We start from the raw sequence: 23651 nt of genomic DNA on the forward strand, positions 1-23651 counted from the left end.
TCAGTCCCCCTTCTTCTCGCCGACGATGGCACGGGCCGCGAAGTTGACCACGAACGTCAGCAGGAACAGCACCAGACCGGCGGCGATGTAGGCGCCCGCCGAAGTGGCGTTGTTGAACTCGCTGTAGTTCGCCGCGATTTTCGAGGCGAACGTCGCGCCGCCGTCGAAGATGCTCCAGTCGAAGTTCCGGCCCTGCGGGATGAGCAGGATGACCGCCAACGCGATGGTCTCACCGAGTGCGCGGCCGAGGCCGAGCATCGACGCTCCGATGTAACCGGCCTTGCCGAACGGCAGGACGGTCGTCCGGATGACTTCCCAGCGGGTGGCGCCGAGCGCGAGCGCCGCCTCGACGTGCGGGGTCGGCGTGCGCTCGAACACCTCCTTGGTCAGCGAGGTGATGATCGGCAGCAGCATCACGGCGAGCACGATGCCCGCGGTGAAGATCGTGCCGCGGACGCTCGGCGCGACGTTGCCGGGAGCCAGCAGCGGGAACCACGAGAACGTCGAGTTGATCCACTGGGAGAACGGCTCGATCGCCGGCGCCAGCACGAGGATGCCCCACAGGCCGAAAATGATCGACGGGACCGCGGCCAGCAGGTCGATGACGTACGCGAACGCCCGCGCGAGCTTCTTGGGCGCGTACTGGGTGAGGAACAGCGCGATGCCGAGCGAGACCGGCATCGCGAGCACCAGTGCCACCAACGAGGTGGTCACGGTGACCTCGAGCAGGTCGAGGATGCCGAAGCTGAGGTTGGTCGGGTCGCCGGTCGACCAGGCCCGCGAGGTCAGGAAGCCGACCTTGTCCGCCTTCAGCGCCGGGATCGCCTGCACCAGCAGGAAGATGCCGATCAGCGCGATGAGAGCGACGACGAAGATGCCGGCTCCGGTCGTCAGGTTCTTGAAGATGCGGTCGCCGGGCCGTACCTTCGCGGTCTTTTTTCCGGGCTGGGGCTTGGGGGGCGCCGGCGCCGCGGATAACTCGGAAATCTTGTCCTCCGGGGAAGCGTTGGCTGGGGTACGCGCGAGGCCTACCGCGCGGTCGGGACTTCGGTGGTTATCGCTCATCGTAGAAGCCCTGACCCACTTTCGCGGCGTCGAGAAGGTCTGCTTGCCGACGACGAACGCCCACCGGGGTCGCCGGTGGGCGTTCGCGCCGAAGATGACTCGCTCATCGACTCTTTCTGTCCAGCTTGGCTAGTCGCTTACGCGATGGCCTTGATGGCGGTGAGGACCTTCGCCTGGAGGGCGTCCGGAAGCGGGACGTAGCCCTTGGCGGACAGCGGCTGCTGGCCGTCGGTGGCGGCGACGGTCAGGAACGCCTTGACGGCCTTCGAGACGCTGGCGTCGGAGTACTTGGAGCACACGATCTCGTATGTGGTCAGCAGCAGCGGGTACGCACCCGGGACGTTGCTGGCGTAGATGCCGTTGAGGTCGAGCGCGAGGTCGTTGCTGCCCGCGTTGAGGAACTTGGCCGCGTCGAGGGACTTGCCCACGTTCGCCGCGCTCAGCTCGACGCCGCCGGAGCCGCTGTCGATCAGGGCCGGGGTGATGCCGTCGGTGGCGAAGGCGCCCTCGACGTAGCTGATGGCACCGTCGGCGGCCTTGACCGCCGTCGCGACGCCGTTCGAGCCGGCCGCACCGTTACCGACGCCGCCCTTGAAGGCCTTGCCGGCGCCCTGGGTCCACACGCCCTTGGCGGCGGCGGTCAGGTACTTCTGGAAGTTGTCCGTGGTGCCGGACTCGTCCGAGCGGGAGATGACCTGGATCGGCTTGTCCGGGAAGGTGAAGCTCTCATTGCCCTTGACCGCCTTGATGGCCGGGTCGTTCCAGTTCTTGATGCCGCCGTTGAAGATCTTGGCGACGACCTGCGGGGTCAGCACCAGCTTGTCGACACCGGAGAGCTTGTAACCGACGGCGACGGGGCCGACGACCATCGGGATGTCCCAGGCCGGGCTGGCGCAGCGCTTCGCCGCGGCGGCCACGTCGGCACCGCTGAGCGGCGAGTCCGAGCCACCGAAGTCGACCTGGTTGGCGTTGAACTGCTTGACGCCCGCGCCGGATCCGGTCGGGTTGTAGTTGACCTGCTGGCCCTGGCACTTCTGGCTGTACTTCAGCACGAAGATGTCGACCGCGTTCTTCTGCGCGGTCGAGCCCTCGGCGGACAGTGGGCTCTTGCCGCCGCAGTCCACGGGAGCGGTGGCCGTCGCCGCGGGCGCGGCACCGGACGTGTTCGCCGCGGGGGTGTTGCTCGCTGCCGGGTCGGAACCACAGGCGGCAAGCACGAGGGCGGCGCTCGCCACGATGCCAACCGCGCCCAGGGGCCGCATGATCTTCACTGCATTTCCTCCAGCTGGAGAGTTCAAGGGTCTCGCGGACGACTCGCCGCTTCGGATCCGGACATTAGGCAGCCACCATGGACGCTCGGCCCTGTGCAGGTGAACGGAGAATGAACAAGGCCCCGGGTGTGAGCAGGACTACTGGTTCGAGAGACTCCTGTGTCCTGCCCGTGACCTGCGTGTATGCCGTGCGTGACGGGGTGCCGACTGGGCGTTAACCAGAAACGTGAGTCAGCGGGCGTACTGGACGTCGACCGCGTAACGAGTGAATCCGAGCCTTTCGTAGAGGGCCAACGCGGCGGTGTTGTCGCCCTCGACGTACAGGATCACCTGGCCGACACCCTGCCCGCGGAGGTACCGCAACCCGGCCAGGGTGAGCGCGCGACCGAGGCCGCCACCCTGCGCGCCCGGATCGACACCGACGACGTAGACCTCGCCCACCCGTCGCCCACCACCACCCTCGTTCGGATCGGCCGGGTGGACCTTCGTCCAATGGAAGCCGACGACCTTGTCGGAAGCGTCGACGGCGACGAAAAAGCCCTGCGGGTCGAACCACGCTTCGGCCTCTTCGGCGCGAAGCTCGTCGACAGTGAGGCTGCCCTGCTCGGGGTGCCAGTCGAAGGCGCGCGCGTTGACGTCGATGACGGCCTGCTCGTCCTGTCCCGGCACGAACGTCCGCAGGGTGATGCCGGCGCGGGGAACCGGCTCCGGCCACAGTGAGCCATCGGTGGCCTCAGCGTGCAGCACGAGGAGCTCGCGGGCCCGGGTGAGCCCGGAGTGCTCGGCGATGCGCGCGGCGGCGGGGTGGTCGCCGTGGGCCCACACACGCAGCTTGTCCGGCTCGGCCGCGGCTTTGACGACAAGCGACTCGACCATGGCCGTGCCGTGACCCTGACGACGGTGCGCCGGATGCACGAACAGCTCGCCGACCTGACGGCCGAACGAGTCGCCGCCGGTGTCGAGGTGGGCATACCCGACGAGCTCGCCGTCGACGTCGGCGAGCAGGTGGGGGCCACCGCGGAACTCCGACGGCAACGGGCCGTCGACGTCGACCTCAGGACGTCCGTCGGCCTCGCGCACCGCGAGCAGCAGCTCGCGGACTCGGCGCTCGTCACCGGAGGTCAGCTCGTCGATCCACATGATCCCAACCTACCTGCGCGGCCCGGCACAGACTCGTGAGCGTTCCGGCCGCTTCTAACCCGGCCGGAACACTCACGAGTCCTGGCCCGGCGCTAAGGGGTGGAGAACTCGCTGCGTTCGGCGGCCGGCTCGGGCACCGCGGGGGGCGGGCCCGGCTTGCCGGTCGACTTCGACGGGCGCTCGAACTTGTAGCCGACGTTGCGGACCGTGCCGATCATCTGCTCGTGCTCGGGGCCGAGCTTCGCGCGCAGCCGCCGGACGTGGACGTCGACCGTGCGCGTGCCACCGAAGAAGTCGTAGCCCCAGACCTCCTGCAGCAGCTGGGCGCGGGTGAACACCCGGCCGGCGTGCTGCGCGAGGTACTTGAGCAGCTCGAACTCCTTGTAGGTCAGCTCGAGCGTGCGCTTCTTCAGCCGCGCGGTGTACGTCGCCTCGTCGATGACCAGCTCGCCGACCCGCAGCTCGGCGTCGACCTGCGAAGACCCGCCGTCACGCGTGGTCACGAGGCGGAGCCGGGCGTCCACCTCGGCGGGGCCGGCTGTCGGAAGCAGGATGTCGTCCGTGCGCCACTCGGCGCTGACCGCGACCAGGCCGCCTTCACCGACCACCGCGATGATCGGGGTGGCGCCTTCGTCCTCGCCGGTGCCCTTGAGCAGCCGGCAGAGGCTCTTCGCGGACGCCAGATCGGTGCGCGCGTCGAGCAGGACCACGTCGCGGTGACCCGCGTCCAGCAGTGCGGTCACCTCGGGGGCCCGCACCCGTACCGTGTGGGGAAGCAGGTCCAGCGCGGGGAGCACCAGGGTGGCGTCAGGTTCCGCAGTCAGTACCAAAAGGTCCAGGCTCATCGCCACACCGCCTTGTCGTTTCGTCGCCTCGAACACGGCGCCGGTCGGTGCTAAGTGAGAATAGCGGGTGAACGGCCGGAACACCTCCCCCCTGCCGGGTCGATCACACCTGGTGGGACGGTTGGGGCCGCGAACGCACCCCGAACACGACAGATCGGAAACGATGGTGAGCAGTCCCGTGACCCACCAGGACAGGCCGATGCCGAGCCGCGACGCGCGGCGCGGACGCCGGGCCAGGCGGCTCATCATCGTGTTGGTGGTGGTCGTCGGACTGCTGGTCGGAGCCGATTTCGGGCTCGCGGCGTTCGCCGAGCACACCATCTCGCAGAAGGCCCACGACCAGCTCGGCCTCACGCAGGATCCCTCGGTCACCATCCACGGGTTCCCGTTCACCACGCAGGCGCTGGGCGGTGACTACAGCCACATCACGGTTTATGCAGCCGGCGTCCCCGTACCGGCCGCACAGCTGCGCGACGTCGAAATCAACGCCGAGTTGACCGACGTCACGGCGCCGCTGTCGGACCTGCTCGCGGGCAACATCAAGACGATCGTGATCGGCAAGCTCCAGGCCCAGGTGACGATCAAGGCAACCGACATCAACCGCATCTCGCCGCTGGACAAGATCAAGAACCTGCGGATCGAGCCGTCGACCGAGGAGTACGTCCGGACCGGGAAGGACTCGACGGACACCACCACGACGACGACCACCACGACGACCGACGCCAACGGCGACCCGACGACCGACAGCTCCACCGCCGGCATCCGCATCTCCGGGGACGTCCAGATCGCCGGGCAGTCGGTGGAGATCTTCTGCTTCGCCATGATCACCCTGAACGGCGACAAGGTCCAGATCACGCCGACCCGGCTGCAGTTCGGGAATGACAAGAAGACGACCGTCGTTTCACCAGCGGTACAGGAAGCGCTGTTGCCGAACTTCCACGCCGCGATCGGCACCGGCGGCCTGCCGTTCAAGGTGACGCCGACGGCGGTGCACGTGAACAGCGGTTCGGTGACCATCAAGGGCACCGCCAAGGATGTGACGTTCTCCGGAGCGCCGGCGAGGGGATGACGGACATTGGTCGGGTTGTGGGTAGTAGTCGGGGTACTGGTCGTCGGGCTCGTCTTCGGTGTAGTCTCGCGTGCCCGTAACGGCCGGGTCCGCGTGACCGCCGACAAGCCTGGACACTCGCTTCCCGAGCCGGTCAGCGCGCTGCTCGACCAGGCCGCCGACGTCACGCTGGTCCAGATCTCGACCACGTTCTGCGCGCCCTGCCGCCACGCCAAGGCCGTGCTCACGGCGCTGGCCGACAAGACGGACGGCCTGCGGCACGTCGAGCTGGACGTCACCGAGCAGCCCGAAGTGGCACAGTCCCTGGGCATCCTGCGGACGCCGACCACGCTCGCGCTGACCGGTGACGGCCGCGAGTTGCTGCGTATCGGCGGCGTGCCGAAGGGCACCGCGCTACTCGACGCGCTGCGGCCGCATCTACCCCAATTCGCCGCCGCACTCCCGGATCCTGGGAATCGTCCCAAGGAATGAACGTTGTTCCCACTCTGAGAGAGCTCTGAGTACTCTCAAGGAGTGGACAAGCTGCCGATCACCCTTCTGACGCAGCGCCGCGCAGTCGATCTGTGCCGCGTGCGCAGCAGTCTGTGTCGGCTTTCACCGGTTCTGCGCTAGCCGCGCGTCCGCATACTCCGCAGTTGATGCCTTTTGGCGTGCGTTCTCACTCACCCGTCCGCCCACCCCAGGAGCTGACATGTCGGCAGGACCAGCCGTAGATCCCCGAGGTCCGCGCTTTTCGGCCGTCCTCACCACGGTCGTGATCGCGGTCGTGCTCATCACCGGCTGGTGGCCGCTGCTCGCGATCCAGACGGTGATCTTCGCGCTCGGCGCGTTCGCCGGGCTGAAGTACGCCCCGTACGGCCTGGTCTACCGCTACGTCGTGGCGCCACGCCTCGCCAAGACGTCCGAACGCGAGGACGCCGCCCCGCTGCGCTTCGCCCAGGCCGTCGGCTTCGTGTTCGCGCTGGTCGGCACGGTCGGCTATGCCACCGGCCTGACCACGCTGGGCATCGTCGCGACGGCGTTCGCGCTGTTCGCCGCCTTCATCAATGCGGCGTTCAACTTCTGCCTCGGCTGCGAGATGTACCTGCTCCTCAAGCGCTTCACCCCGACCACGTCGGGTCAAGCGACCTAAGAACTCGTCCGCAAGTCCCAGAAGACAGTGCAGATCCAAAACCCTGTTGATCCAAGAAAGTGAGTGCCGCTCCATGAGCCGTGAAGACGTCCTGGTCACCACCCAGTGGGCCGAGGAGAATCTGGACACCCCCGGCATCGTGTTCGCCGAGGTCGACGAGGACACCACCGCGTACGACAACGGGCACATCCGCGGCGCGGTGAAGCTCGACTGGCGCAAGGACCTGCAGGACGGGGTCCGCCGCGACTTCGTCGACAAGGCCGGTTTCGAGGCCCTGCTGTCCGAGAAGGGCATCGGCAACGACGACCTCGTCGTGCTCTACGGCGGCAACAACAACTGGTTCGCGGCGTACGCGTACTGGTACTTCAAGCTCTACGGCCACGAGAAGGTCCAGCTGCTCGATGGCGGCCGCAAGAAGTGGGAGCTCGACGGTCGTGAGCTCAACGGCGACGACGTCAAGCGTGAGGCCACCGCGTACACCGCGCGGGAGCAGGACCACTCGATCCGCGCGTTCCGCGACGAGGTCGTCAAGGCCATCGGCAGCGACAACTTCGTCGACGTCCGCTCGCCCGACGAGTTCTCCGGCAAGCTGCTCGCCCCGGCGCACCTGCCGCAGGAGCAGTCCCAGGTGCCCGGCCACATCCCCGGCGCGCTGAACGTGCCGTGGGCCAAGGTCGCGAACGAGGACGGCACGTTCAAGACCTCCGACGAGATCAAGGAGATCTACTCGGAGGCCGGCCTCGACGAAACCAAGGAGACGATCGCGTACTGCCGCATCGGCGAGCGTTCGTCCATCGCGTGGTTCGCGCTGCACGAGCTCCTCGGCCAGACCAACGTCAAGAACTACGACGGCTCCTGGACCGAGTACGGCTCCCTCGTGGGCGTCCCCGTCGAACTGGGCGCGAAGTAATGGCCGCCGACGGCTGCGGCGCTCCCGCACAGTCCGCGACCCCCGCCGACCTCGACACGAACGGCCAGGTCGTCCTGGCCGGCAAGGTGACCGGCACCGACGGTCCGATCGGCGGCGCGTTCGTCCGCCTGCTGGACTCCGGTGGCGACTTCACCGGCGAGGTCGTCTCCTCACCCGAGGGCGACTTCCGCTTCTACGCCGCGCCGGGTTCGTGGACCGTGCGCGCACTCCACCGCAGCGGCAACGGCGAAGCCACCGTGACCGCTGCAGGCCCCGGCCTGCACCAGCTGGCCATCGCCGTCGCCTGACGTCTCACAAGTTCCCTCAGGGCCACCCTTATGGCGTTCACCGCCACAAGGGTGGCCCTGAGGGGTTCTAGGCGCCGCACTGGCTGCTCGCGGTGACCGTGCTCACGGCCACCACCCTGCGGGCCGCCGAGTGAGCGCGTACGGACTATTGTGCTGGGCGTGGAGATCCTGTTTACGACGATGCTGATCATCGCCGGTATCGCGATCATGGCGTTCGCCGTGTACGTCGTTTACCGGCTGTACGCGGACCAGCGCTGAGTCGAGCGAAGAACCCGATGACAACCAGTGGCAACGAGGCCGTCGAGGTCGCGGAGCAGCGCGCGGAGACCACGCGCGCCCGCAACCTGCCCCAGTTCGACGAGCTGCCGATCCCGAACGACACCGCGAACCTCCGCGAGGGCCAGAACCTCAACGACGCCTGCCTGGCGCTGTTGCCGCTGGTCGGGGTCTGGCGCGGCGAAGGCGAGATCAACTACCCGACGATCGACGGCCCGCGGAAGTTCGCGCAGCAGCTGACGATCGCACACGACGGCCGTCCGTTCCTCGTGCACGAGGCGCGTTCCTGGCTGCTCGACGACGAAGGCACCGTGATCCGCCCGGCCGCACGGGAGTCCGGTTTCTGGCGTCCGCAGGGCACCGACGGCATCGAGCTGGTGCTCACGCACTCCAGCGGCATCATCGAACTCTTCTACGGCGAGACACGCGGCCAGGCCTCCTGGGAGCTGGGGACCGACGCCGTCGTGCGCTCGGTGTCGGCCAAAGAGGTCACCGGCGCGAAGCGGCTGTACGGCATCGTCAACAACGGCGACCTCGGTTACGTCGAAGAGCGCGCGATGGTGGGCCAGGACCTCCAGCCGCACGTGTCGGCCCTGTACAAGCGCATCGTCGGCTGACACGGCCGCCATGCGCTGGCGGCGGGTCGGCGAGCACGCGTCCCTGCTCGAATGCGAGTCCCTCGCCCAGGTCAACGCCGCCCGCGCCACGGTCGCGGCAGCGAACCTCGCCGGGGTCGTCGAACTGGTGCCGGGCGCGCGAAGCCTGCTGATCGAGGCCGATCCGGGCACCCTGCTCCGAGCGCGTGAGCTGCTCGCGTCGGCCGATCTGGACCACCCGCCGGACCCCCATCCGCGCGAAGTCACCCTCGACGTCCACTACGACGGCGAAGACCTCGAACTCGTGGCGCGGGATGCCGGACTCAGCGTGGACGACGTCGTCGCGCTGCACACCGAACCCGAGTACACCGTGGCCTTCACCGGTTTCGCGCCCGGTTTCGGCTACCTCAGCGGACTTCCCGAACCGCTGCGTCAGTCCAGATTGGACACTCCGAGGACCAGGGTCCCGGCCGGCTCGGTCGGCGTGGCCGGAGAGTTCACCGGCGTGTACCCACGCTCGTCACCGGGCGGCTGGCGCCTGCTCGGCCACACCGACGCGACCCTGTTCGACGCCAGGGCCGAGCGACCAGCGCTGCTGGCCCCCGGCGACCGCGTGCGCTTCCGGAGGGTCCGATGAGGACGGTCGAGGTGCTGGCGACCGGGCCGTCGGCGTTGATCGAGGACCTCGGACGCCCGGGGCATGCTCACTTGGGCGTCCCGCCCTCCGGCGCGTTGGATGCCCCCGCGCTGCGCCTGGCGAACCGGCTCGCCGGCAATGCCGAAGCCGCCGCGGGGATCGAGGCGCTGCTCGGCGGGCTGACGATCCGGGCCCGCACGTCGTGCACCGCCGCGGTCACCGGGCCGGCCGTCTCGGTGCGGGTCGACGAACGCGAAGTCGGTTCGCACACGCCCGTGCACCTGAGCGCCGGTCAGACCCTCACGATCGGCACTCCGGGCCGGGGTCTGCGCTGCTACCTGGCGCTGTCCGGCGGGATCAAGGCGGACGCGGACCTCGGCAGCCGCTCGCGGGACGTCCTGTCCGAGCTCGGACCGCCGCCGCTGAGCGCGGGCGACGTCCTGCCGTTGGGTGACGCGCTCGGCGTCCCGACCGGGCTCGACGTCCTCGTCCCGGCAGCCGCACCGGCCGAGCTCGAGGTGCCCGTCCTGCTCGGTCCGCGCGACGACTGGTTCGACTCGCCCGCCCAAGCCCTGCGCGGCAGGTGGACGGTGACGTCGGAATCCAACCGGGTCGGCCTCCGGCTGGCCGGTCACGCACTGACCCGATCGACTGATTACCGCGAGTCCGAACTGCCGAGCGAACCACTGGTCACCGGGGCCATCCAGCTCCCGCCAAGCGGTCTACCAGTGGTTTTCCTCGCCGATCACCCGACTACCGGCGGTTACCCGGTGATCGCGGTCGTCCGCCGGGGTTCACTGGCCGCGCTCGGTCAGGCGCGTCCTGGAACCAACCTATGGTTCCAGCCGTCTTGAAGGGTGTGGAACAGGTAACCGTCACCGGCGGCAGGGGAGTCATCGACATCCGACGCGAGATCGACCGGCCCGAACTCGATCCCGCGTTGCGCATCGCGCTCGCGACCGGGCAGCTGCGCCGCCCGCTCTCGGAGACGCTGCGTCCTGCCCTCGACTTGTTGGTGGACGGCCCTTACGAGGTGGCCGGGCCGGAGCGGCTCGACGTCGGCGTCGAAGCCCAGCCGCTGACACCTTGGCCACCCGCGGACGCCGTCCGCGTCGAGTACTACCGGACCGCCATCCGCGCCGGGCACAAGCCCGTGGCGCTGCTGGTGGACACCCACATCCTCGACGGCCACCACAAGATCGCCGCCTACCGCGCCGAAAACGTGGCGCCGGTCGTCGTCCGCATCACGACCGGCGCCTGACGCCTGGCCCTTACGCGTATTCGCCCTCGTAGGCGGTGAGCAGCTCGGCGTGGACGGCGGCGGAGTCCGGCAGTTTCCGGCCGTCGAGGGTGTGCACCCGGGTGACCTTCCGGACCGAGGACGCGAGCATCACGCCGTCCGCCTCGAACAGCTCGGACACCCGCAGCGGCTCGAACTTGATCGTCCAGCCGGCGCGCTCGGCACCGCGGAACAGCGCGGCCTGAGTGGTTCCGGGCAGGACGCCGGTGTCGGTCGGCACGGTGTAGAGCACGCGGTCCCGGACGACGACCACCGTCGACGTCGGGCCTTCGAAGACGGAATCCTCACCGGCGGTGAAGATCACATCGTCGGCACCGCGACGTTTGGCTTCGCGCAACGCGGCCATGTTGACGGCGTAGGAAACGGTCTTCGCACCCAGCAGCAGCCAGGGGGCGCGCTTCGCGAGACCGGAGTCGATGCCGCGCTCCAACGTCACCGCCGCGACGCCTTCCGCGCGCGCCGTGACGACCTTCTCTTCGATGTCCAAGCCCAGCGCGAACCCCGTCGGCTTCGCTTCCGGATCGCCGTCGACACCCCGGGTGAGCAGCAGTTTCAGGGCGATCTCACGACCACCGGTCCAGTTGTCGATGACCAGCTGCGCGACCCGCTCCCAAGCGGCGCGATCAGGCACCGGGAGGTCCAGCATCGCGGCGGAGTGGGCGAGGCGCTCGAGGTGCGGGCCTAGTTCCCGGGCCTTTCCGTCGACCACGAGGATCGTCTCGAAAATCCCGTCACCGCGGAGCAGACCGAGGTCGTCCACACGGATTTGGGTGGTGTCGGGGTCGGCCAGAGTCCCATCCAGGAAGGCGAGTACGCGCATGACGACACCGTACTCAACAGAAACCTGTCGTGAAGCGCCTAGCATGGCGGATATGACCTACGAGTCACCGCTGTTGGACGTGCGCGGTTCGATCGCTCCCCCGGACGACCACCTCGAAGCCGGCGTGCCCTGGCACTGGGGTGACCCGTTCGCCGAGCAGCGGACAGCGGCCCGCGGCGTCGCCGTGGTCGACCGGTCGCACCGGGAACTGATCGCGGTCACCGGCGAGGAACGGCTGTCGTGGCTGCACCTGGTGATCTCGCAGCACGTCACCGAACTCGCCGAAGGCACCGGCACCGAGGCGCTGGTGCTCGACACCAACGGCCGGGTCGAAGCGCACATGGTCGTCGCCCACACCCACGACGCGGGCGGCACGGTCTGGCTGGACACCGACCCGGGCTCCCGCGTGACGAGCGCGCTGCCGAAGGGTGGCCCGCAAAGCCTGCTCGAGTACCTCGAAGCGATGAAGTTCTGGGCCAAGGTCGAAATCCGCGACGCGACGAGCGAACTGGCGCTCGTCACCGTGCTCGGCCCGGACGCCGACCAGCTCCTGTTGGCCGTGGGTGTCTCGCTCGGCTCCGAGCCGTACAGCGTCGCCACGATCCCCGGCGGTGGGTTCGCGCGCCGGATGCCGTGGCCTGGCAAGTCCAGCGTCGACCTCGCGTTGCCGCGTGCCGAGCTCACCGACTGGTGGCGTCGGCTGACCGACGCCGGCGCGCGGCCGGTGGGCAGCTGGGCGTTCGACGCGCTGCGTGTCGAGTCGCTGCACGCACGCGTCGGCCTCGACACCGACGAGCGCACGATCCCCCACGAAGTGAACTGGATCGGCACCGCGGCGCACGTCGCCAAGGGCTGTTATCGCGGCCAGGAGACGGTGTCGAAGGTCCACAATGTCGGCAGGCCGCCGCGGCACATGGTCCTGCTGCATCTGGACGGCTCGCCGGAGATCACGCCCGAACCGGGCGACCCGGTGCTGCTCGGCGAGCGGACCGTCGGCCGGGTCGGCAGCGTCATCCAGCATCACGAGCTGGGCCCGATCGCGCTCGCGTTGATCAAACGCACCACCCCGATCGGCCCGGAACTGCTGGCCGGCGTCGAGGATCGAGTGGTCCAGGCCATTGTCGACCCGGATTCCGTGCCCGCCGAGGGTGCCGCGCCCGGTCGTGAGGCCGCGCAACGCCTGCGCGGCTGAACGATGATCAAGCCCCGCCGCTGGCGTAGACGACCCAGGTAGAGCAGGATGACAACGTGATCGAAGTCCGGCCTGGTGGACGCCGCCGCATAGATCGCGTCCTCGCCGCGGACTACGTGCTGAGCCTCGGTGAGCTGACCCTGAGCGCGCTGCGCGAGCGCCGCGACGAAGCCGCACAAGAGGAGACAGACCTCTCCTACCTGCGGCGTCTCCTGCACGCGCGGATCGACATCGTGCGCGCGGAGCAGCAGCGGCGGACTTCCGGCGGGGACAGCATCGTCGACAGGCTGGCCGCGATCCTCGCCAACAACGCGATCGGGCCCGCGACGGGCTCCGGACGTCACCAGCAGCTGGAGCCGTCCCGCGCGGGCGAGCACCGGCGCCAAGCCGAGGCGCTCGTCGGCGACGCGGACCTGTCCGACGTCGTCGCGTTGTCCGACGAGAAGCTGGCCGCGACGCTGCTCACCTACGCCGAGGAAGAGCTGTCCGTGTCCGCCCGTCGCCGCGAGGTGCAGGTCGTGATGGACACGATCAACGCCGAGATCGCCGGCCGGTACCGCAGCGGGGACGCGTCCGTCGACGACCTGCTCGACACCGAACGCCGCCGCAACGCCCCCGACCCCGCCGACTAAAGCGGGCACTTTTGTACTTTTGTGCCCTGTCTTGCGCGCGAGAGACCGCAAGTCGACGGCGAGTTGCGGGGGTTAGTTCGCGTGTTCGCGGGAGGCCAGCTGGCCCCAGTACTCCCGGAGCTCGGTGAACAGCTCGGCCAGGTGCTCGACGTTGCCCTGCCGCAACGCCTCGAGAATGCCGTGGACCTCGTCGGCGGAGGTGTCGGACTCCAGGATCGGGTCGGCGATCAGCTGCACCAAGCCGCCGTAATCCAGCTCGACGACCGAGTTGGGGTGGAAGCGTTCCAGCCACTCCTCGGTGTCGGACAGGATCTCCGCCGGCCCCGAATCACCGAAGCCCGCCTCGACAAGCTCACGCGCTTCGCCGACGCGCACCTTCGCGTCGGCCATCGCGACGCGCCACGACAGCTCGCGCTTGGGGTCGTACCGGCCGGAGCCGAGGACCAGGCGACGCTGGTCGGGATCGACGAGGGCGAACCACGGCAACGGCACACTCCACGTCGTCGACAGCACGTGGACGACCGAGTTGCTCAGTCCGTTGATCGCGGACTTGGCGCGGGCGCGGACCAGTTCGACCGGCACCCGGCCGTCGTTCAGCGCCGACCACTTCAACGCCGGGTGCGCGTCGCCCAGAAAGCTGACGAGGGCGGCGGCCGACCGCGCCCGAAGTTCGAGCGGGCACACCAGCGGGCCGGGGCCCACCCTCCCGGCCTCACCGCGCGGCACGTCGGCCGGATCGAGGACGAGGACGTCGGTCGTGGTGCTCGGCGCCGCTCTGCCGTCGGCGTACTCGGCGGGCAGCAGCCGGATCGGGTCCGCGATCTGTGACCTCAGCCACATCAGCTGCTCTCGCTCACCCGCGTTGACCCTGCTGAGCTGGGCCGCCTCGACGGCTTTGCGCAGGTTGTCGGCAGGTGGGCTCCCGAAGGCGGACAGGGGTTCGTACACCCGGAGGTAGGAAACGAACGGACGCAGCACCCGTGAATCGTGGCACGCCTACCAGCGTCGATCGCCACCGACCGGGTCGAGGGGAGCACGCTGCGGCATCGATCGCGCCCGGATCCCGCCCGGATCCCGCACTGTCGCGACCGGCACACGGTGCCACGTCGCATCTACCCCCCAGGACACGGTACGGTGTGAACAGGAAATAATTGTTGAGACGATGCGGGGCCGCCGATTTCCCCCGGCCGCCCCGCCCCTGTGCGAGGGGGTCGAGTCATGGGGCGCGGCCGGGCTAAGGCTAAGCAGACGAAGGTGGCACGGGAGCTCAAGTACAGCTCTCTTGAAACGGACTTCGACGCTTTGCAGCGCGAGCTGTCAGTTGGTGGTTCCTCTGCCGACAACCACGAGGACAAACCAACCGACGGCGACGACCCTGATAAAGACGGGTACGACGAGTACCGTCGTTGAGCGAACACGACCCACCTGGGTCGGTGCCGGGCCAGTGCCCGGCCACCGGCCCAGGTGGGTCGTGTTGTGCCCGACTTCGAGTGCACTGATGCACCGAGGAGCGTGCTGATGAGTGATATCCAGCGAGTAGGAGTGGTCGGCGCCGGCCTGATGGGCTCGGGTATCGCCGAGGTCCACGCCCGCGCAGGCCTGGACGTGATCGTCACCGAGGTCAGCAAGCCGGCGCTGGACGCCGGGCGGGCGCGGATCGAGAAGTCGCTGCAACGCGGCGTCAAGAGCGGCAAGCTGTCCGACGCCGAAGCCCAGGCAGCGCTCGGCAGGCTCACCTTCAGCGGCGACCTCGACGGGTTCGCCGACCGCGACCTCGTCATCGAGGCGATCCTCGAGCAGGAACAGGCGAAGGTCGAGGTGTTCCGCCAGCTCGACAAGATCGTCGAGCGCGAGGACGCCATCTTCGCGTCCAACACTTCGTCGATCCCGATCATGAAGCTCGGCATGGCCACCAGCCGCCCGCAGCAGGTGGTCGGCATCCACTTCTTCAACCCGGTGCCGGTGCTGCCGCTGGTCGAGCTGGTGCCGTCGCTGCTGACCGAGGACACCACGGTCAAGCGCGCCGAGGCGCACGCCACGGAAACGCTGGGCAAGACCGTCATCCGGTCGCAGGACCGGGCCGGGTTCATCGTGAACTCGCTGCTCGTGCCCTATCTGCTCTCAGCCATCCGGATGATCGAGTCCGGGTTCGCCTCCGCCGAGGACATCGACCGCGGCATGGAGCTGGGCACGGCGCACCCGATGGGTCCGCTGCGGCTGTCCGACCTGATCGGCCTGGACACCATCAAGGCGATCGCGGACTCGATGTACGCGGAGTTCAAGGAGCCCCTGTACTCGTCGCCGCCGCTGCTGCTGCGCATGGTCGACGCCGGGCTGCTCGGCAAGAAGACCGGTCGCGGCTTCTACTCCTACGGCTGAGCCTCACCGGCATCGCAAATAGACTGCGCCCGTGGACAAAACACTGCGCGTTGGACTGATCGGGACCGGACCGTGGGCGAAGTCGGTGCACGCGCCGGGGCTGGCCGACCATCCGGGGACAAGCCTGGCCGCGGTGTGGTCGCGCCGCTCGGAGCCCGCCAAGGAGCTGGCCGAGGCTCACGGCGCGACGGCAGCCGCCAGCTTTGAGGAACTGCTCGACCGAGTCGACGCGGTGGCGTTCGCGGTGCCGCCCGCCATCCAGGCCGACTTGGCGATCCAGGCCGCGCGGGCGGGCAAGCACGTCATCCTGGAGAAGCCGATAGCCGCCGATCTCGACTCCGCGCAGCGGTTGGCGGACGCCGTGTCGGAGGCGGGCGTCGTTTCCCTCGTGATGCTGACCTTGCGTTATGCCGCCCAGACGCGCGAATGGCTGGCCGGTGTCGCGGCTTCCGGCGGCTGGCAGGGCGGCAGCGTCAAGTGGCTGTCGGGGGCGCTGCTCGGCGGACCGTACGAGGGTTCGGCCTGGCGCAAGGAGGACGGCGCGCTCGCCGACATCGGCCCGCACGCGTTCGACCTGATGGACGCGGCGCTCGGCGAAATCACCGAAGTCCTCGCCGCGCACCGCACCGATGCCGACCTCTGGCAGCTGATGTTCGCCCATTCCGGTGGTGCCACCAGCACGGTGACCCTGTCCCTGCGGCTGCCGATCGACCCGACCGTCGTCGAGTTCGCCGTGTTCGGCGAGCACGGTTACCGATCATTGGGACGTCGGCAAGGAGCGGCGAACGACTCGTACACCTCCTTGCTCGACGATTTCGCGGCAATGGTCGCGAGCGGGACGACGAGCCATGACTGCGATGTCCACCGGGGCCTGCACCTGCAGCGCGTCATCCACCAGGCACAGCTTTTGCTCCGCGGGTGAGAGCCCGCTCACGGCGAGTAGTGCACAGCTAAGTTGACGATAAAACCGTTAGCGCATAACACTTTCTCGCGCGGACGCCAAATCCATCCACAGGTTGTCCACAGTGTCCAAAGTGGACGACTTACGAGCCGGCCACCAAGCACCACCGCGGGAACTCAACCACGGTAGCGACACGCCCGCCACCGCAGAATCACCTCATAGTGGCACCCCTTCAACGCGCAAAGTCGATCTTGTGATGTCAAGGTGATCTTGGAATCGACTACGGCGTTAGGGGATCGGGTGGGTGACCTGCTGCGGAATTTCGGTGCGATGATCCCGTTGACGCTCATCGCCGTCCCCTACGCGCTGCTCGCTTGGCCGCTGCTCACGGCGTTCCGGCGAAGACACGGTTCGGCCCGGGCAGCACGGAGGACAGCCGCGCTCGACATCGCGATCAGCCTGCTTTCGGTACTGGTGCTGTGCCTGGTCCTGATGCCGGTCGGCGACTCGCACAGCAGCACTTTGCACCTGATGCCCGGCGAGGACATCCGCTCGGTCTTCGGCGACGACGGGTCCTTTTGGCAGGTCGGCGGCAATCTGCTGATGCTGAGCCCGCTCGGCGCGCTGCTGCCGCTGCGGGTCCGCTGGTTCCGGTCGCTGTTCCGCGTGGTGCTCGCCGCGATGATCGTGTCGATGCTGGTGGAAGGTACCCAGTATCTGATCCACGCCGGCCGGGTCACCGCGACCGACGACGTGCTGCTCAACTCGGCAGGCGCGCTCATCGGCGCCACCGCCAGCCGTCGGCGCTGGCCGGGTGTCCGACTCGCCGCCGTCCCGGTCGAAATCCCCATCCAGACGCGCCGGGTGTGCGACTCACCTTCGCTGAACCTGCGAGTCCCGCGTTCGGTGTGGGACTCAAGGTGCCCGAGCGTGGGACTCGCGACGGCAAGCACGGGAAATCCGCTTGCCAGGGCTGCAAGACTGGGTGAGGCTGGTCAAGGCCGCCCATCGAGCACGAGGAATGCCTCATGACTGACGCCCCCACGGGCGTCGTCCGGCGATAACACTGCCGGCTTCGCCTGCACCTGTTGTCTCAGCGCGTCTTCCTCCTGCTCGAAAGGTCCAGACACAGTCATGCCCAATACCCTGGCTTCAATCCAGTCCTACATCCGTGACACCGCGGCCGACGGCCGTGAACTTGAGCGGATCGGCCCGTTCCTGGCCACTTTCTCCCGCAATTCGACCAATCCCTTCCTCAACTACGCGATCCCGGATACGGGCGCGCGGCCGTCGAGGTCCGATGTGGATGGTCTGATCGCCGCCTACCGGCAGCGAGCCCTGCTCCCGCGGCTGGAGTTCCTGACCGAGTCGGCACCCGACGTCGAAGCCGTGCTCGTCAACGCCGGGTTCGATCTCGAACGACGAGTCCCGCTGATGGTCTGCCCGCCTGGCTCGGTCGTCGCACAACCGCGCCTCGACGGCATCGAGCTGCTGGTCCCGAAGTCCGACGCCGAGTTCGAAGGCATGAGCAATGCCCAGAACGAAGCATTCGGTGAACCCGGCGGGATCACCGCGGCGGGCATCGAGCATGCCCGTGAGCAGCTGGAACTCGGCGGACTCGCCACCCTTGCGCGGGACGGCGAAACCGGCGAGCCGGCAGGCGGCGGCGTCGGCACACCACTGCGTTATGGCATCACCGAGTTGGCGGGTATCGGTGTTCGCGAGCAGTACCGGCAACGTGGAATCGGTGCGGCGATCACGGAGTTCCTGGCCCACGAAGCCTACGCGCGCGGCGGACGGACGGTGTTCCTCACGCCGGGCGGCATCCCGGAAGAACGCCTGTACGCCCGGGTCGGGTTCGTCCCGGCCGGGGAGTGCGTCCACCTGCGGTTGACCAGCTAGCTCGCTCAGTCGTTGAGGCGGCCGCCGCGGCCCTTTTTGACGTCGCTTCGGCGCTTCTTCGACGCGAGGCGCCGCTCCTTCGAACCGCGCGACGGTTTGGTGGGGCGGCGTTTCGGCGGCGGGGGCGCGACGGCTTCGCGGAGCAACGCCGTCAGCCGGGCACGTGCCGCTTCGCGGTTCATCAGCTGCGAACGGTGCTCGCTCGCGGCGATCATCAGTACGCCGTCGACCAGCCGCGGCCGAAGCCGGTCCAGTACCCGATCACGCAAGTCCGCCGGGATGGACGGCGAACTCTCGACATCGAACAGCAGCTCGACGCGCGAGTCCGTGGTGTTCACACCCTGCCCACCCGGACCTGAGGACCGGGAAAAGCGTTCGGTGAACTCGCCCGCCGGGATCACGAACCGGGAGCCGACCACCACATCCTCTGCCACGAGTTCAGTGTGACAGCGCCGCGATCACAAGTCTCGCGAGTTACCGCAAGCTCACGTCGACAGGTCGCAAACTCGCGTCGACAGACGGCAAACTCGCGTGCACAGAGGGCAAACTCGCTCAGAAGCGCGGGTGGTCGCCGGACAGCACGGCGCGCGGGCCGTCCGGGTCCTCGGCGGGGCGGACCTCGCCGAGAATCCACGACGGGATGTGGCGCGCGGTGAGCACGGCCATTGCCCGGTCTGCGTCGTCCGCCGACACGATGGCGACCATGCCGACGCCCATGTTGAAGGTCTTTTCCAGCTCGGCGCGCTCGACCTTGCCGAGCTGACCGATGACCGCGAACACCGCCGCCGGGGTCCAGCTGCCGCGCTCGAGCCTCGCGACGAGCCCGCGGGGCATCACGCGTGCCAGGTTGGCCTCGAGGCCACCACCGGTGATGTGCGAAAACGTGCGGACCTCGGTCTCGGCAGCCAGCGCGAGGCAGTCCTTCGCGTAGATCTTGGTCGGCTCGAGCAGCTCCTCGCCGAGCGTGCGGCCGAACTCCTCGACATGCCCGTCGAGCGGCATCCGAGCGATATCCAGCAGCACCCGCCTGGCCAACGAGTACCCGTTCGAGTGAAGTCCGGTCGAGCCGAGCGCCAGTACGACGTCGCCCGGCCGCACCCGCTCCGGCCCGAGGATCGCCGAGGCTTCGACCACCCCGACACCCGTACCCGAAATGTCGTAGTCGTGCTCGCCCATCATGCCGGGATGCTCGGCCGTCTCGCCGCCGAGCAGCGCGCAGCCGGCCTGGACGCAGCCCTCGGCGATGCCGCCGACCAGCGCGGCGATCTTCTCCGGGACGACCTTGCCGACGGCGATGTAGTCCTGCATGAACAGCGGCTCGGCGCCGGTGACCACGAGGTCGTCGACGACCATCGCGACCAGGTCGATCCCCACCGTGTCGTGCTTGTCGAGCGCCTGCGCGATGGCGATCTTGGTGCCGACGCCGTCCGTGGACGACGCGAGCACCGGCTCTTTCCACTTGTCGAGCTTCAGCGAGAACAGTCCCGCGAACCCGCCGACCCCGCCGAGGACTTCAGGCCGCGTGGCCCGCGCGGCATGCGGTTTGAGCAGCTCAACGGCCTGATCACCGGCCTCGATACTGACCCCGGCGGCGGCGTACGTGGACTCGCTCACGAAAGCGGTCTCCATCCTGGAACTAGACAGTCGAAAAGAACTACGGACGCCGGACGGCGTCTTCGGCACCGTACCCCGCAGGCACGACAGGCTTCGCCGCGCCGTTGACCGCATCCATGCTTTCCAGCAGATGCTTGCCGATCAGGGCGTCGTCGGGCAGCTCGATCGGATACTCCCCGGAGAAGCAGGCGGTGCACAGCCTCGTCTTGGGCTGCTCGGTGGCCGCGACCAGGCCTTCGAGCGAGACGTAGCCCAGCGAATCCGCGCCGATCGAGCGGCGGATGCCGTCGGCGTCGACCCCGTTGGCGACCAGTTCGGCCCGCGAAGCGAAGTCGATACCGTAGAAGCACGGCCAGCGCACGGGCGGCGAAGCGATCCGGACGTGCACCTCGAGTGCGCCTGCCTCGCGCAGCATCCGGACGAGCGCGCGCTGGGTGTTGCCGCGGACGATCGAGTCGTCCACCACGACCAGGCGTTTCCCGCGGATGACGTCGCGCAGGGGGTTGAGCTTGAGGCGGATGCCGAGCTGCCGGATGGTCTGCGAAGGCTGGATGAACGTGCGCCCGACATAGGCGTTCTTCACCAGGCCTGAGCCGTACGGAATGCCCGAGGCCTGCGCGTACCCGATGGCCGCCGGCGTGCCGGACTCCGGCACCGGGATGACCAGGTCACCTTCGGCCGGGTGCTCCGCCGCGAGCTTCTTGCCGATCTCGACGCGGGTCGCGTGCACGCTGCGGCCGGCGATCGAGGTGTCCGGGCGGGCGAGGTAGACGTACTCGAAGACGCAGCCCTTGGGCTCGGGCGTGGCGAACCGCGACGAGCGGAGGCCTTCGGCGTCGATGGCGAGCAGCTCACCGGGCTCGACCTCGCGGACGAACGACGCGCCCACGATGTCCAGCGCGGCCGTCTCGCTGGCGACGACCCAGCCGCGTTCGAGCCGGCCGAGCACCAACGGGTGTACCCCGTGCGGGTCACGCGCGGCGTACAGCGTCGACTCGTCGGCGAAGACCAGGCAGAACGCGCCCTTGAGGGTCGGGAACAGCTCCATCGCCGCGGCTTCGATGCCCCTGTCCGCCGCGTTGGCCGCAAGCAGCCCGCAGATGAGGTCCGAGTCGCTGGACGAGCCTGTCAGCTCGCCGTGCGGTTTCAACCCGGCGTCGCGGGTGCGCTGCTTGAGTTCGGCGGTGTTGACGAGGTTGCCGTTGTGCGCGAAGGAGATGCCGCTGCCGGTCGCGGTGGTGCGGAAGAGCGGCTGGGCGTTCTCCCAGATCGTCGCGCCGGTGGTCGAGTAGCGGCAATGTCCGACGGCGATATGGCCCTGCAGCGACTGCAGGATCTGCTCGTCGAAAACCTGGCTGACCAGCCCGAGGTCCTTGAACACGACGATCTGCTTGCCGTCGGAGACCGAGATTCCGGCGGCTTCCTGGCCGCGGTGCTGCAGGGCGTACAGGCCGTAGTAGGAGAGCTTGGCGACTTCTTCGCCGGGAGCCCAGACCCCGAAGACTCCGCATTCCTCACGCGGTTCGGGATCGATCTGGTCGATTGGTTCTGCTGCGGGACGTCCAGTTAGAGACTGGTCGGAAACCACCGAGGTGCTCCCAAGAGTGCGAGGTCAGGCCGCCGTCAGTCTAGACGGTCCGCGCAGCAAGCAGGCCCCGCGCGACGTGGTTCTGGCCACTGTCGGGACACGGAGCCTGCTTGGACTGGTCTGCCTGGGTGACGGCTAGGAGGCGGGTAGCCACTTGGCGTCACCGCGGCCGCCGGACACCCAGCAGCCGCGAGCCGGCGCGGAGTCCGGCGGATCCGACGTGATGAGCGAGCCCGGAGTGTGATCCTCGGGGAGTGCGAGCACCCGCCTCAGCACCTCGACGACGGGACCGGCCAGCTGCCAGTGGACCCGCCGCGGCGAGAGGATGTCGGCCTCGTCGCCCGGCATGCGCATCGCGATGGCGTCGTCCTCGGCATTGAGCCGGACGACGTCGACCACGTGATCGTGCACGCGGATGCCGACGATCTCGACAACCTCGCCACGGGCGTCGCGCGGGTGGACGAACTGGTACCCGCTGGCGATGAGCTGCCGCAGGCCCGTGTCGAGGTCGGTGATGACCCCATCGAGGCTGGTGATGGTCTTAGCCGAGGACATCGTCGAACTCGCCGTCTTTCGCCCCCGCCAGGAAGGCCTCCATCTCGGCACGCGTGTAGATGAGCGCGGGCCCGGTCGGGAAGCGGGAGTTGCGTACGGCGATCTCGCCGTTTCGCAGCGGCGCTACCTCGACGCAGTTGCCGACCGCTCCGCTGTACCTGCTCTTCCGCCACGCGACGCCCGACAGGAGCTCGGCCGACATTCCGTTGGCGATCTGTTCCGCCATCATTCCACCTTCCCGAAAAGCTGACTCGGGTGATGCATATGCATGTGCATCCGACTGTGATGATCAAACTAGCACGCGTTTCTGCCCGCGTAAATGCACGTGCACGAAATTGGTAACGAATTCTCCTACCGTAACGATGGTGCGGAGCGATATCACGCTAAAGAGTGAAGATCCAGCCAATCTCGCGGCCACCCACCACTCGCCGTAACCACATGCAGATGGACGTGAGGGCCACCTTCACAGCGTTAATTGCTGTGAAGGTGGCCCTCACGTCCATTCAAAAGAATTGACACGGGGGTCCGATTAAACTTCAGCGCGCCGTTTCGAAAGGATTCCGCGGCTGCGTTCCGGCGTTTCCGCGTCGACGGCGAGCCTGTCCAGCGCACGGCCGTAGACCTCGATTTCGTCGAGCTTCTCCAGATACACCGCGCCGGTGAGGTGCTCGGCGTAAACGATGTTCGGGAGTTCGGCCTCGGCGAACCTGAGCAGCGAAAACGCGCACTCGGCGGCATAGCCGCTGCGCTCGTAGGGCAGTACCTGCAGCGAGATGTTCGGCATCGACGCGACTTCGATCAGCCTGTCGAGCTGGGCGCGCAACTCGCCGCGGCCGCCGATCGGGCGGTGCAGCACCGATTCGTCGATGACGGCCCACAAGCGCGGTGCGTCGGGACGGGCCAGGACCTTCTGCCGCCGCATCCGCAACGCGACCCGCCGCTCGATCTCGTCGGTGATCAACTCCGGACGCCCGTGGCAGGCGACCATCCTGGCGTAGTTCTCGGTCTGCAGCAGACCCGGCACGTACAGCGGCTCCCAGGTCTGGATCCGGGAGGAAGCCTCCTCCAGCCCGACGAAGTCGTTGAACCAGTTGGGCATGAGGTCGTTGTACCGACGCCACCAACCGGGCTGGTTGGACTCCTTCACCATCGAGAGGATGGGATCGCGTTCTTTGGCCTCGGTGACGCCGTACATGGTGAGCAGGTCGGCGACGTCGCGTTCCTTGAACCCGACCCGGCCGAGCTCGATCCGGCTGATCTTGGACTCGGACCCGCGGATGTTGTAGCCGGCTTCGGAACGGGTGATGCCGGCGTCCTCGCGCAGGTGACGAAGCTGGGAACCGAGAATCATCCGCCGGGCGGTGGGGCCGAGATTCAGTTCCTCACCGGACGCGTTCTCCGCGCTCATGATCCGGACCTCTCCATACGAAGTGCGCCTGTTCTCCGACAGCTTATGGGAAATAGCCCGACTACTCAACGTACACGTTTACGGTTCGACGTCAAGTGGGCAGGGAAGTTT

28 protein-coding genes are annotated in these 23651 nt (G+C 68.2%); 16 read left to right on the plus strand and 12 right to left on the minus strand.

Features of this window, described 5'->3' with window-relative positions:
* From pstC to JWQ81_RS11695, 4 genes are all read right to left on the minus strand, one after another.
* Positions 1 to 1065 carry a phosphate ABC transporter permease subunit PstC gene (gene pstC / locus JWQ81_RS11680; RefSeq protein ID WP_297540534.1) on the minus strand — a complete coding sequence of 355 codons (1065 nt, stop codon included), beginning with the start codon at positions 1063 to 1065 and terminating at the stop codon, positions 1 to 3.
* 137 nt (positions 1066 to 1202) lie between these two features.
* Positions 1203 to 2336 carry a phosphate ABC transporter substrate-binding protein PstS gene (gene pstS, locus JWQ81_RS11685; protein ID WP_297540536.1) on the minus strand — a complete coding sequence of 378 codons (1134 nt, stop codon included), beginning with the start codon at positions 2334 to 2336 and terminating at the stop codon, positions 1203 to 1205.
* Positions 2337 to 2567: 231 nt separating this feature from the next.
* A complete protein-coding gene (mshD, locus tag JWQ81_RS11690) occupies positions 2568 to 3476 on the minus strand; it encodes a mycothiol synthase (RefSeq protein ID WP_297540538.1) in 909 nt (302 codons plus the stop codon).
* A 92-nt stretch (positions 3477 to 3568) separates the two neighbouring features.
* The gene (locus tag JWQ81_RS11695; RefSeq protein WP_297540540.1) at positions 3569 to 4321 is read right to left on the minus strand and encodes a response regulator transcription factor; all 753 of its coding nucleotides are present in this window, start codon (positions 4319 to 4321) and stop codon (positions 3569 to 3571) included.
* 199 nt (positions 4322 to 4520) lie between these two features.
* On the opposite strand from JWQ81_RS11695, the gene JWQ81_RS11700 reads away from it, so the two are divergent.
* The 9 genes from JWQ81_RS11700 (at position 4521) to JWQ81_RS11740 (ending at position 10510) form a co-directional block, all read left to right on the plus strand.
* Positions 4521 to 5390, plus strand: coding sequence for a DUF2993 domain-containing protein (locus JWQ81_RS11700; RefSeq protein WP_297540542.1), 870 nt, complete (start codon positions 4521 to 4523; stop codon positions 5388 to 5390).
* A gap of 6 nt (positions 5391 to 5396) precedes the next feature.
* Positions 5397 to 5861, plus strand: coding sequence for a thioredoxin family protein (locus JWQ81_RS11705; protein WP_297540545.1), 465 nt, complete (start codon positions 5397 to 5399; stop codon positions 5859 to 5861).
* A gap of 220 nt (positions 5862 to 6081) precedes the next feature.
* A complete protein-coding gene (locus JWQ81_RS11710) occupies positions 6082 to 6522 on the plus strand; it encodes a DUF4395 domain-containing protein (RefSeq protein ID WP_297540547.1) in 441 nt (146 codons plus the stop codon).
* 73 nt (positions 6523 to 6595) lie between these two features.
* A complete protein-coding gene (locus JWQ81_RS11715; RefSeq protein WP_297540548.1) occupies positions 6596 to 7432 on the plus strand; it encodes a sulfurtransferase in 837 nt (278 codons plus the stop codon).
* Entirely contained in the window at positions 7432 to 7740 is a 309-nt protein-coding gene (locus tag JWQ81_RS11720) for a DUF1416 domain-containing protein (RefSeq protein WP_297540550.1), read from the plus strand. The genes JWQ81_RS11715 and JWQ81_RS11720 overlap by 1 nt, the downstream gene beginning before the upstream one ends.
* Positions 7741 to 8015: 275 nt before the next feature.
* Positions 8016 to 8633, plus strand: a complete 618-nt coding sequence (locus tag JWQ81_RS11725) for an FABP family protein (protein ID WP_297540552.1) — start codon at positions 8016 to 8018, stop codon at positions 8631 to 8633.
* A gap of 10 nt (positions 8634 to 8643) precedes the next feature.
* The gene (gene pxpB, locus JWQ81_RS11730; protein ID WP_297540554.1) at positions 8644 to 9249 is read left to right on the plus strand and encodes a 5-oxoprolinase subunit PxpB; all 606 of its coding nucleotides are present in this window, start codon (positions 8644 to 8646) and stop codon (positions 9247 to 9249) included.
* Positions 9246 to 10103 carry a biotin-dependent carboxyltransferase family protein gene (locus JWQ81_RS11735; protein WP_297540556.1) on the plus strand — a complete coding sequence of 286 codons (858 nt, stop codon included), beginning with the start codon at positions 9246 to 9248 and terminating at the stop codon, positions 10101 to 10103. Before pxpB ends, JWQ81_RS11735 begins: the two co-directional genes overlap by 4 nt.
* Before the next feature lie 5 nt (positions 10104 to 10108).
* Complete coding sequence (locus JWQ81_RS11740) at positions 10109 to 10510, plus strand: hypothetical protein (protein ID WP_297540913.1); 402 nt, start codon at positions 10109 to 10111, stop codon at positions 10508 to 10510.
* Positions 10511 to 10520: 10 nt separating this feature from the next.
* On the opposite strand, the gene JWQ81_RS11745 is transcribed toward JWQ81_RS11740, so the two are convergent.
* Positions 10521 to 11369 (minus strand): aminodeoxychorismate lyase, encoded by an 849-nt coding sequence (locus JWQ81_RS11745; RefSeq protein ID WP_297540558.1) that lies wholly within the window; start codon positions 11367 to 11369, stop codon positions 10521 to 10523.
* Positions 11370 to 11421: 52 nt separating this feature from the next.
* Here JWQ81_RS11745 and JWQ81_RS11750 point away from each other — a divergent pair, with 52 nt between their 5' ends.
* Complete coding sequence (locus JWQ81_RS11750) at positions 11422 to 12561, plus strand: folate-binding protein (protein WP_297540560.1); 1140 nt, start codon at positions 11422 to 11424, stop codon at positions 12559 to 12561.
* Between the two features lie 56 nt (positions 12562 to 12617).
* Positions 12618 to 13193 carry an aerial mycelium formation protein gene (locus JWQ81_RS11755; protein ID WP_297540562.1) on the plus strand — a complete coding sequence of 192 codons (576 nt, stop codon included), beginning with the start codon at positions 12618 to 12620 and terminating at the stop codon, positions 13191 to 13193.
* Positions 13194 to 13265: 72 nt separating this feature from the next.
* On the opposite strand, the gene JWQ81_RS11760 is transcribed toward JWQ81_RS11755, so the two are convergent.
* Positions 13266 to 14171: a hypothetical protein gene (locus JWQ81_RS11760; protein ID WP_297540564.1), complete on the minus strand. Its 906-nt coding sequence runs from the start codon at positions 14169 to 14171 to the stop codon at positions 13266 to 13268.
* Between the two features lie 240 nt (positions 14172 to 14411).
* On the opposite strand from JWQ81_RS11760, the gene JWQ81_RS11765 reads away from it, so the two are divergent.
* The 5 genes from JWQ81_RS11765 to JWQ81_RS11785 all read left to right on the plus strand — a co-directional run bounded on the left by JWQ81_RS11765 (position 14412) and on the right by JWQ81_RS11785 (position 18375).
* Entirely contained in the window at positions 14412 to 14603 is a 192-nt protein-coding gene (locus JWQ81_RS11765; protein ID WP_297540566.1) for a DUF3073 domain-containing protein, read from the plus strand.
* A gap of 108 nt (positions 14604 to 14711) precedes the next feature.
* Positions 14712 to 15572, plus strand: coding sequence for a 3-hydroxybutyryl-CoA dehydrogenase (locus JWQ81_RS11770; RefSeq protein ID WP_297540568.1), 861 nt, complete (start codon positions 14712 to 14714; stop codon positions 15570 to 15572).
* Positions 15573 to 15603: 31 nt separating this feature from the next.
* On the plus strand, positions 15604 to 16494 hold the full coding sequence (locus JWQ81_RS11775) for a Gfo/Idh/MocA family oxidoreductase (RefSeq protein WP_297540570.1): 891 nt from the start codon (positions 15604 to 15606) through the stop codon (positions 16492 to 16494).
* Positions 16495 to 16773: 279 nt separating this feature from the next.
* Complete coding sequence (locus tag JWQ81_RS11780) at positions 16774 to 17505, plus strand: VanZ family protein (RefSeq protein ID WP_297540572.1); 732 nt, start codon at positions 16774 to 16776, stop codon at positions 17503 to 17505.
* 102 nt (positions 17506 to 17607) lie between these two features.
* Positions 17608 to 18375: a GNAT family N-acetyltransferase gene (locus JWQ81_RS11785; RefSeq protein WP_297540574.1), complete on the plus strand. Its 768-nt coding sequence runs from the start codon at positions 17608 to 17610 to the stop codon at positions 18373 to 18375.
* Positions 18376 to 18380: 5 nt separating this feature from the next.
* Here the strand turns inward: JWQ81_RS11785 and arfB are convergent, their stop codons facing one another.
* The 6 genes from arfB to JWQ81_RS11815 form a co-directional block, all read right to left on the minus strand.
* Complete coding sequence (arfB, locus tag JWQ81_RS11790) at positions 18381 to 18809, minus strand: alternative ribosome rescue aminoacyl-tRNA hydrolase ArfB (protein ID WP_297540576.1); 429 nt, start codon at positions 18807 to 18809, stop codon at positions 18381 to 18383.
* A gap of 118 nt (positions 18810 to 18927) precedes the next feature.
* On the minus strand, positions 18928 to 19989 hold the full coding sequence (purM, locus tag JWQ81_RS11795; protein WP_297540578.1) for a phosphoribosylformylglycinamidine cyclo-ligase: 1062 nt from the start codon (positions 19987 to 19989) through the stop codon (positions 18928 to 18930).
* A gap of 40 nt (positions 19990 to 20029) precedes the next feature.
* Positions 20030 to 21577 carry an amidophosphoribosyltransferase gene (purF, locus tag JWQ81_RS11800; RefSeq protein WP_297540580.1) on the minus strand — a complete coding sequence of 516 codons (1548 nt, stop codon included), beginning with the start codon at positions 21575 to 21577 and terminating at the stop codon, positions 20030 to 20032.
* A 135-nt stretch (positions 21578 to 21712) separates the two neighbouring features.
* Entirely contained in the window at positions 21713 to 22132 is a 420-nt protein-coding gene (locus tag JWQ81_RS11805) for a hypothetical protein (protein WP_297540582.1), read from the minus strand.
* Positions 22119 to 22358 carry a DUF397 domain-containing protein gene (locus tag JWQ81_RS11810; RefSeq protein ID WP_297540584.1) on the minus strand — a complete coding sequence of 80 codons (240 nt, stop codon included), beginning with the start codon at positions 22356 to 22358 and terminating at the stop codon, positions 22119 to 22121. Before JWQ81_RS11810 ends, JWQ81_RS11805 begins: the two co-directional genes overlap by 14 nt.
* Before the next feature lie 303 nt (positions 22359 to 22661).
* Positions 22662 to 23540 carry a helix-turn-helix transcriptional regulator gene (locus tag JWQ81_RS11815; RefSeq protein ID WP_297540585.1) on the minus strand — a complete coding sequence of 293 codons (879 nt, stop codon included), beginning with the start codon at positions 23538 to 23540 and terminating at the stop codon, positions 22662 to 22664.
* Positions 23541 to 23651: the final 111 nt, after the last annotated feature.

The organism is Amycolatopsis sp. (genome assembly GCF_025464955.1).
GTDB lineage: Bacteria > Actinomycetota > Actinomycetes > Mycobacteriales > Pseudonocardiaceae > Amycolatopsis.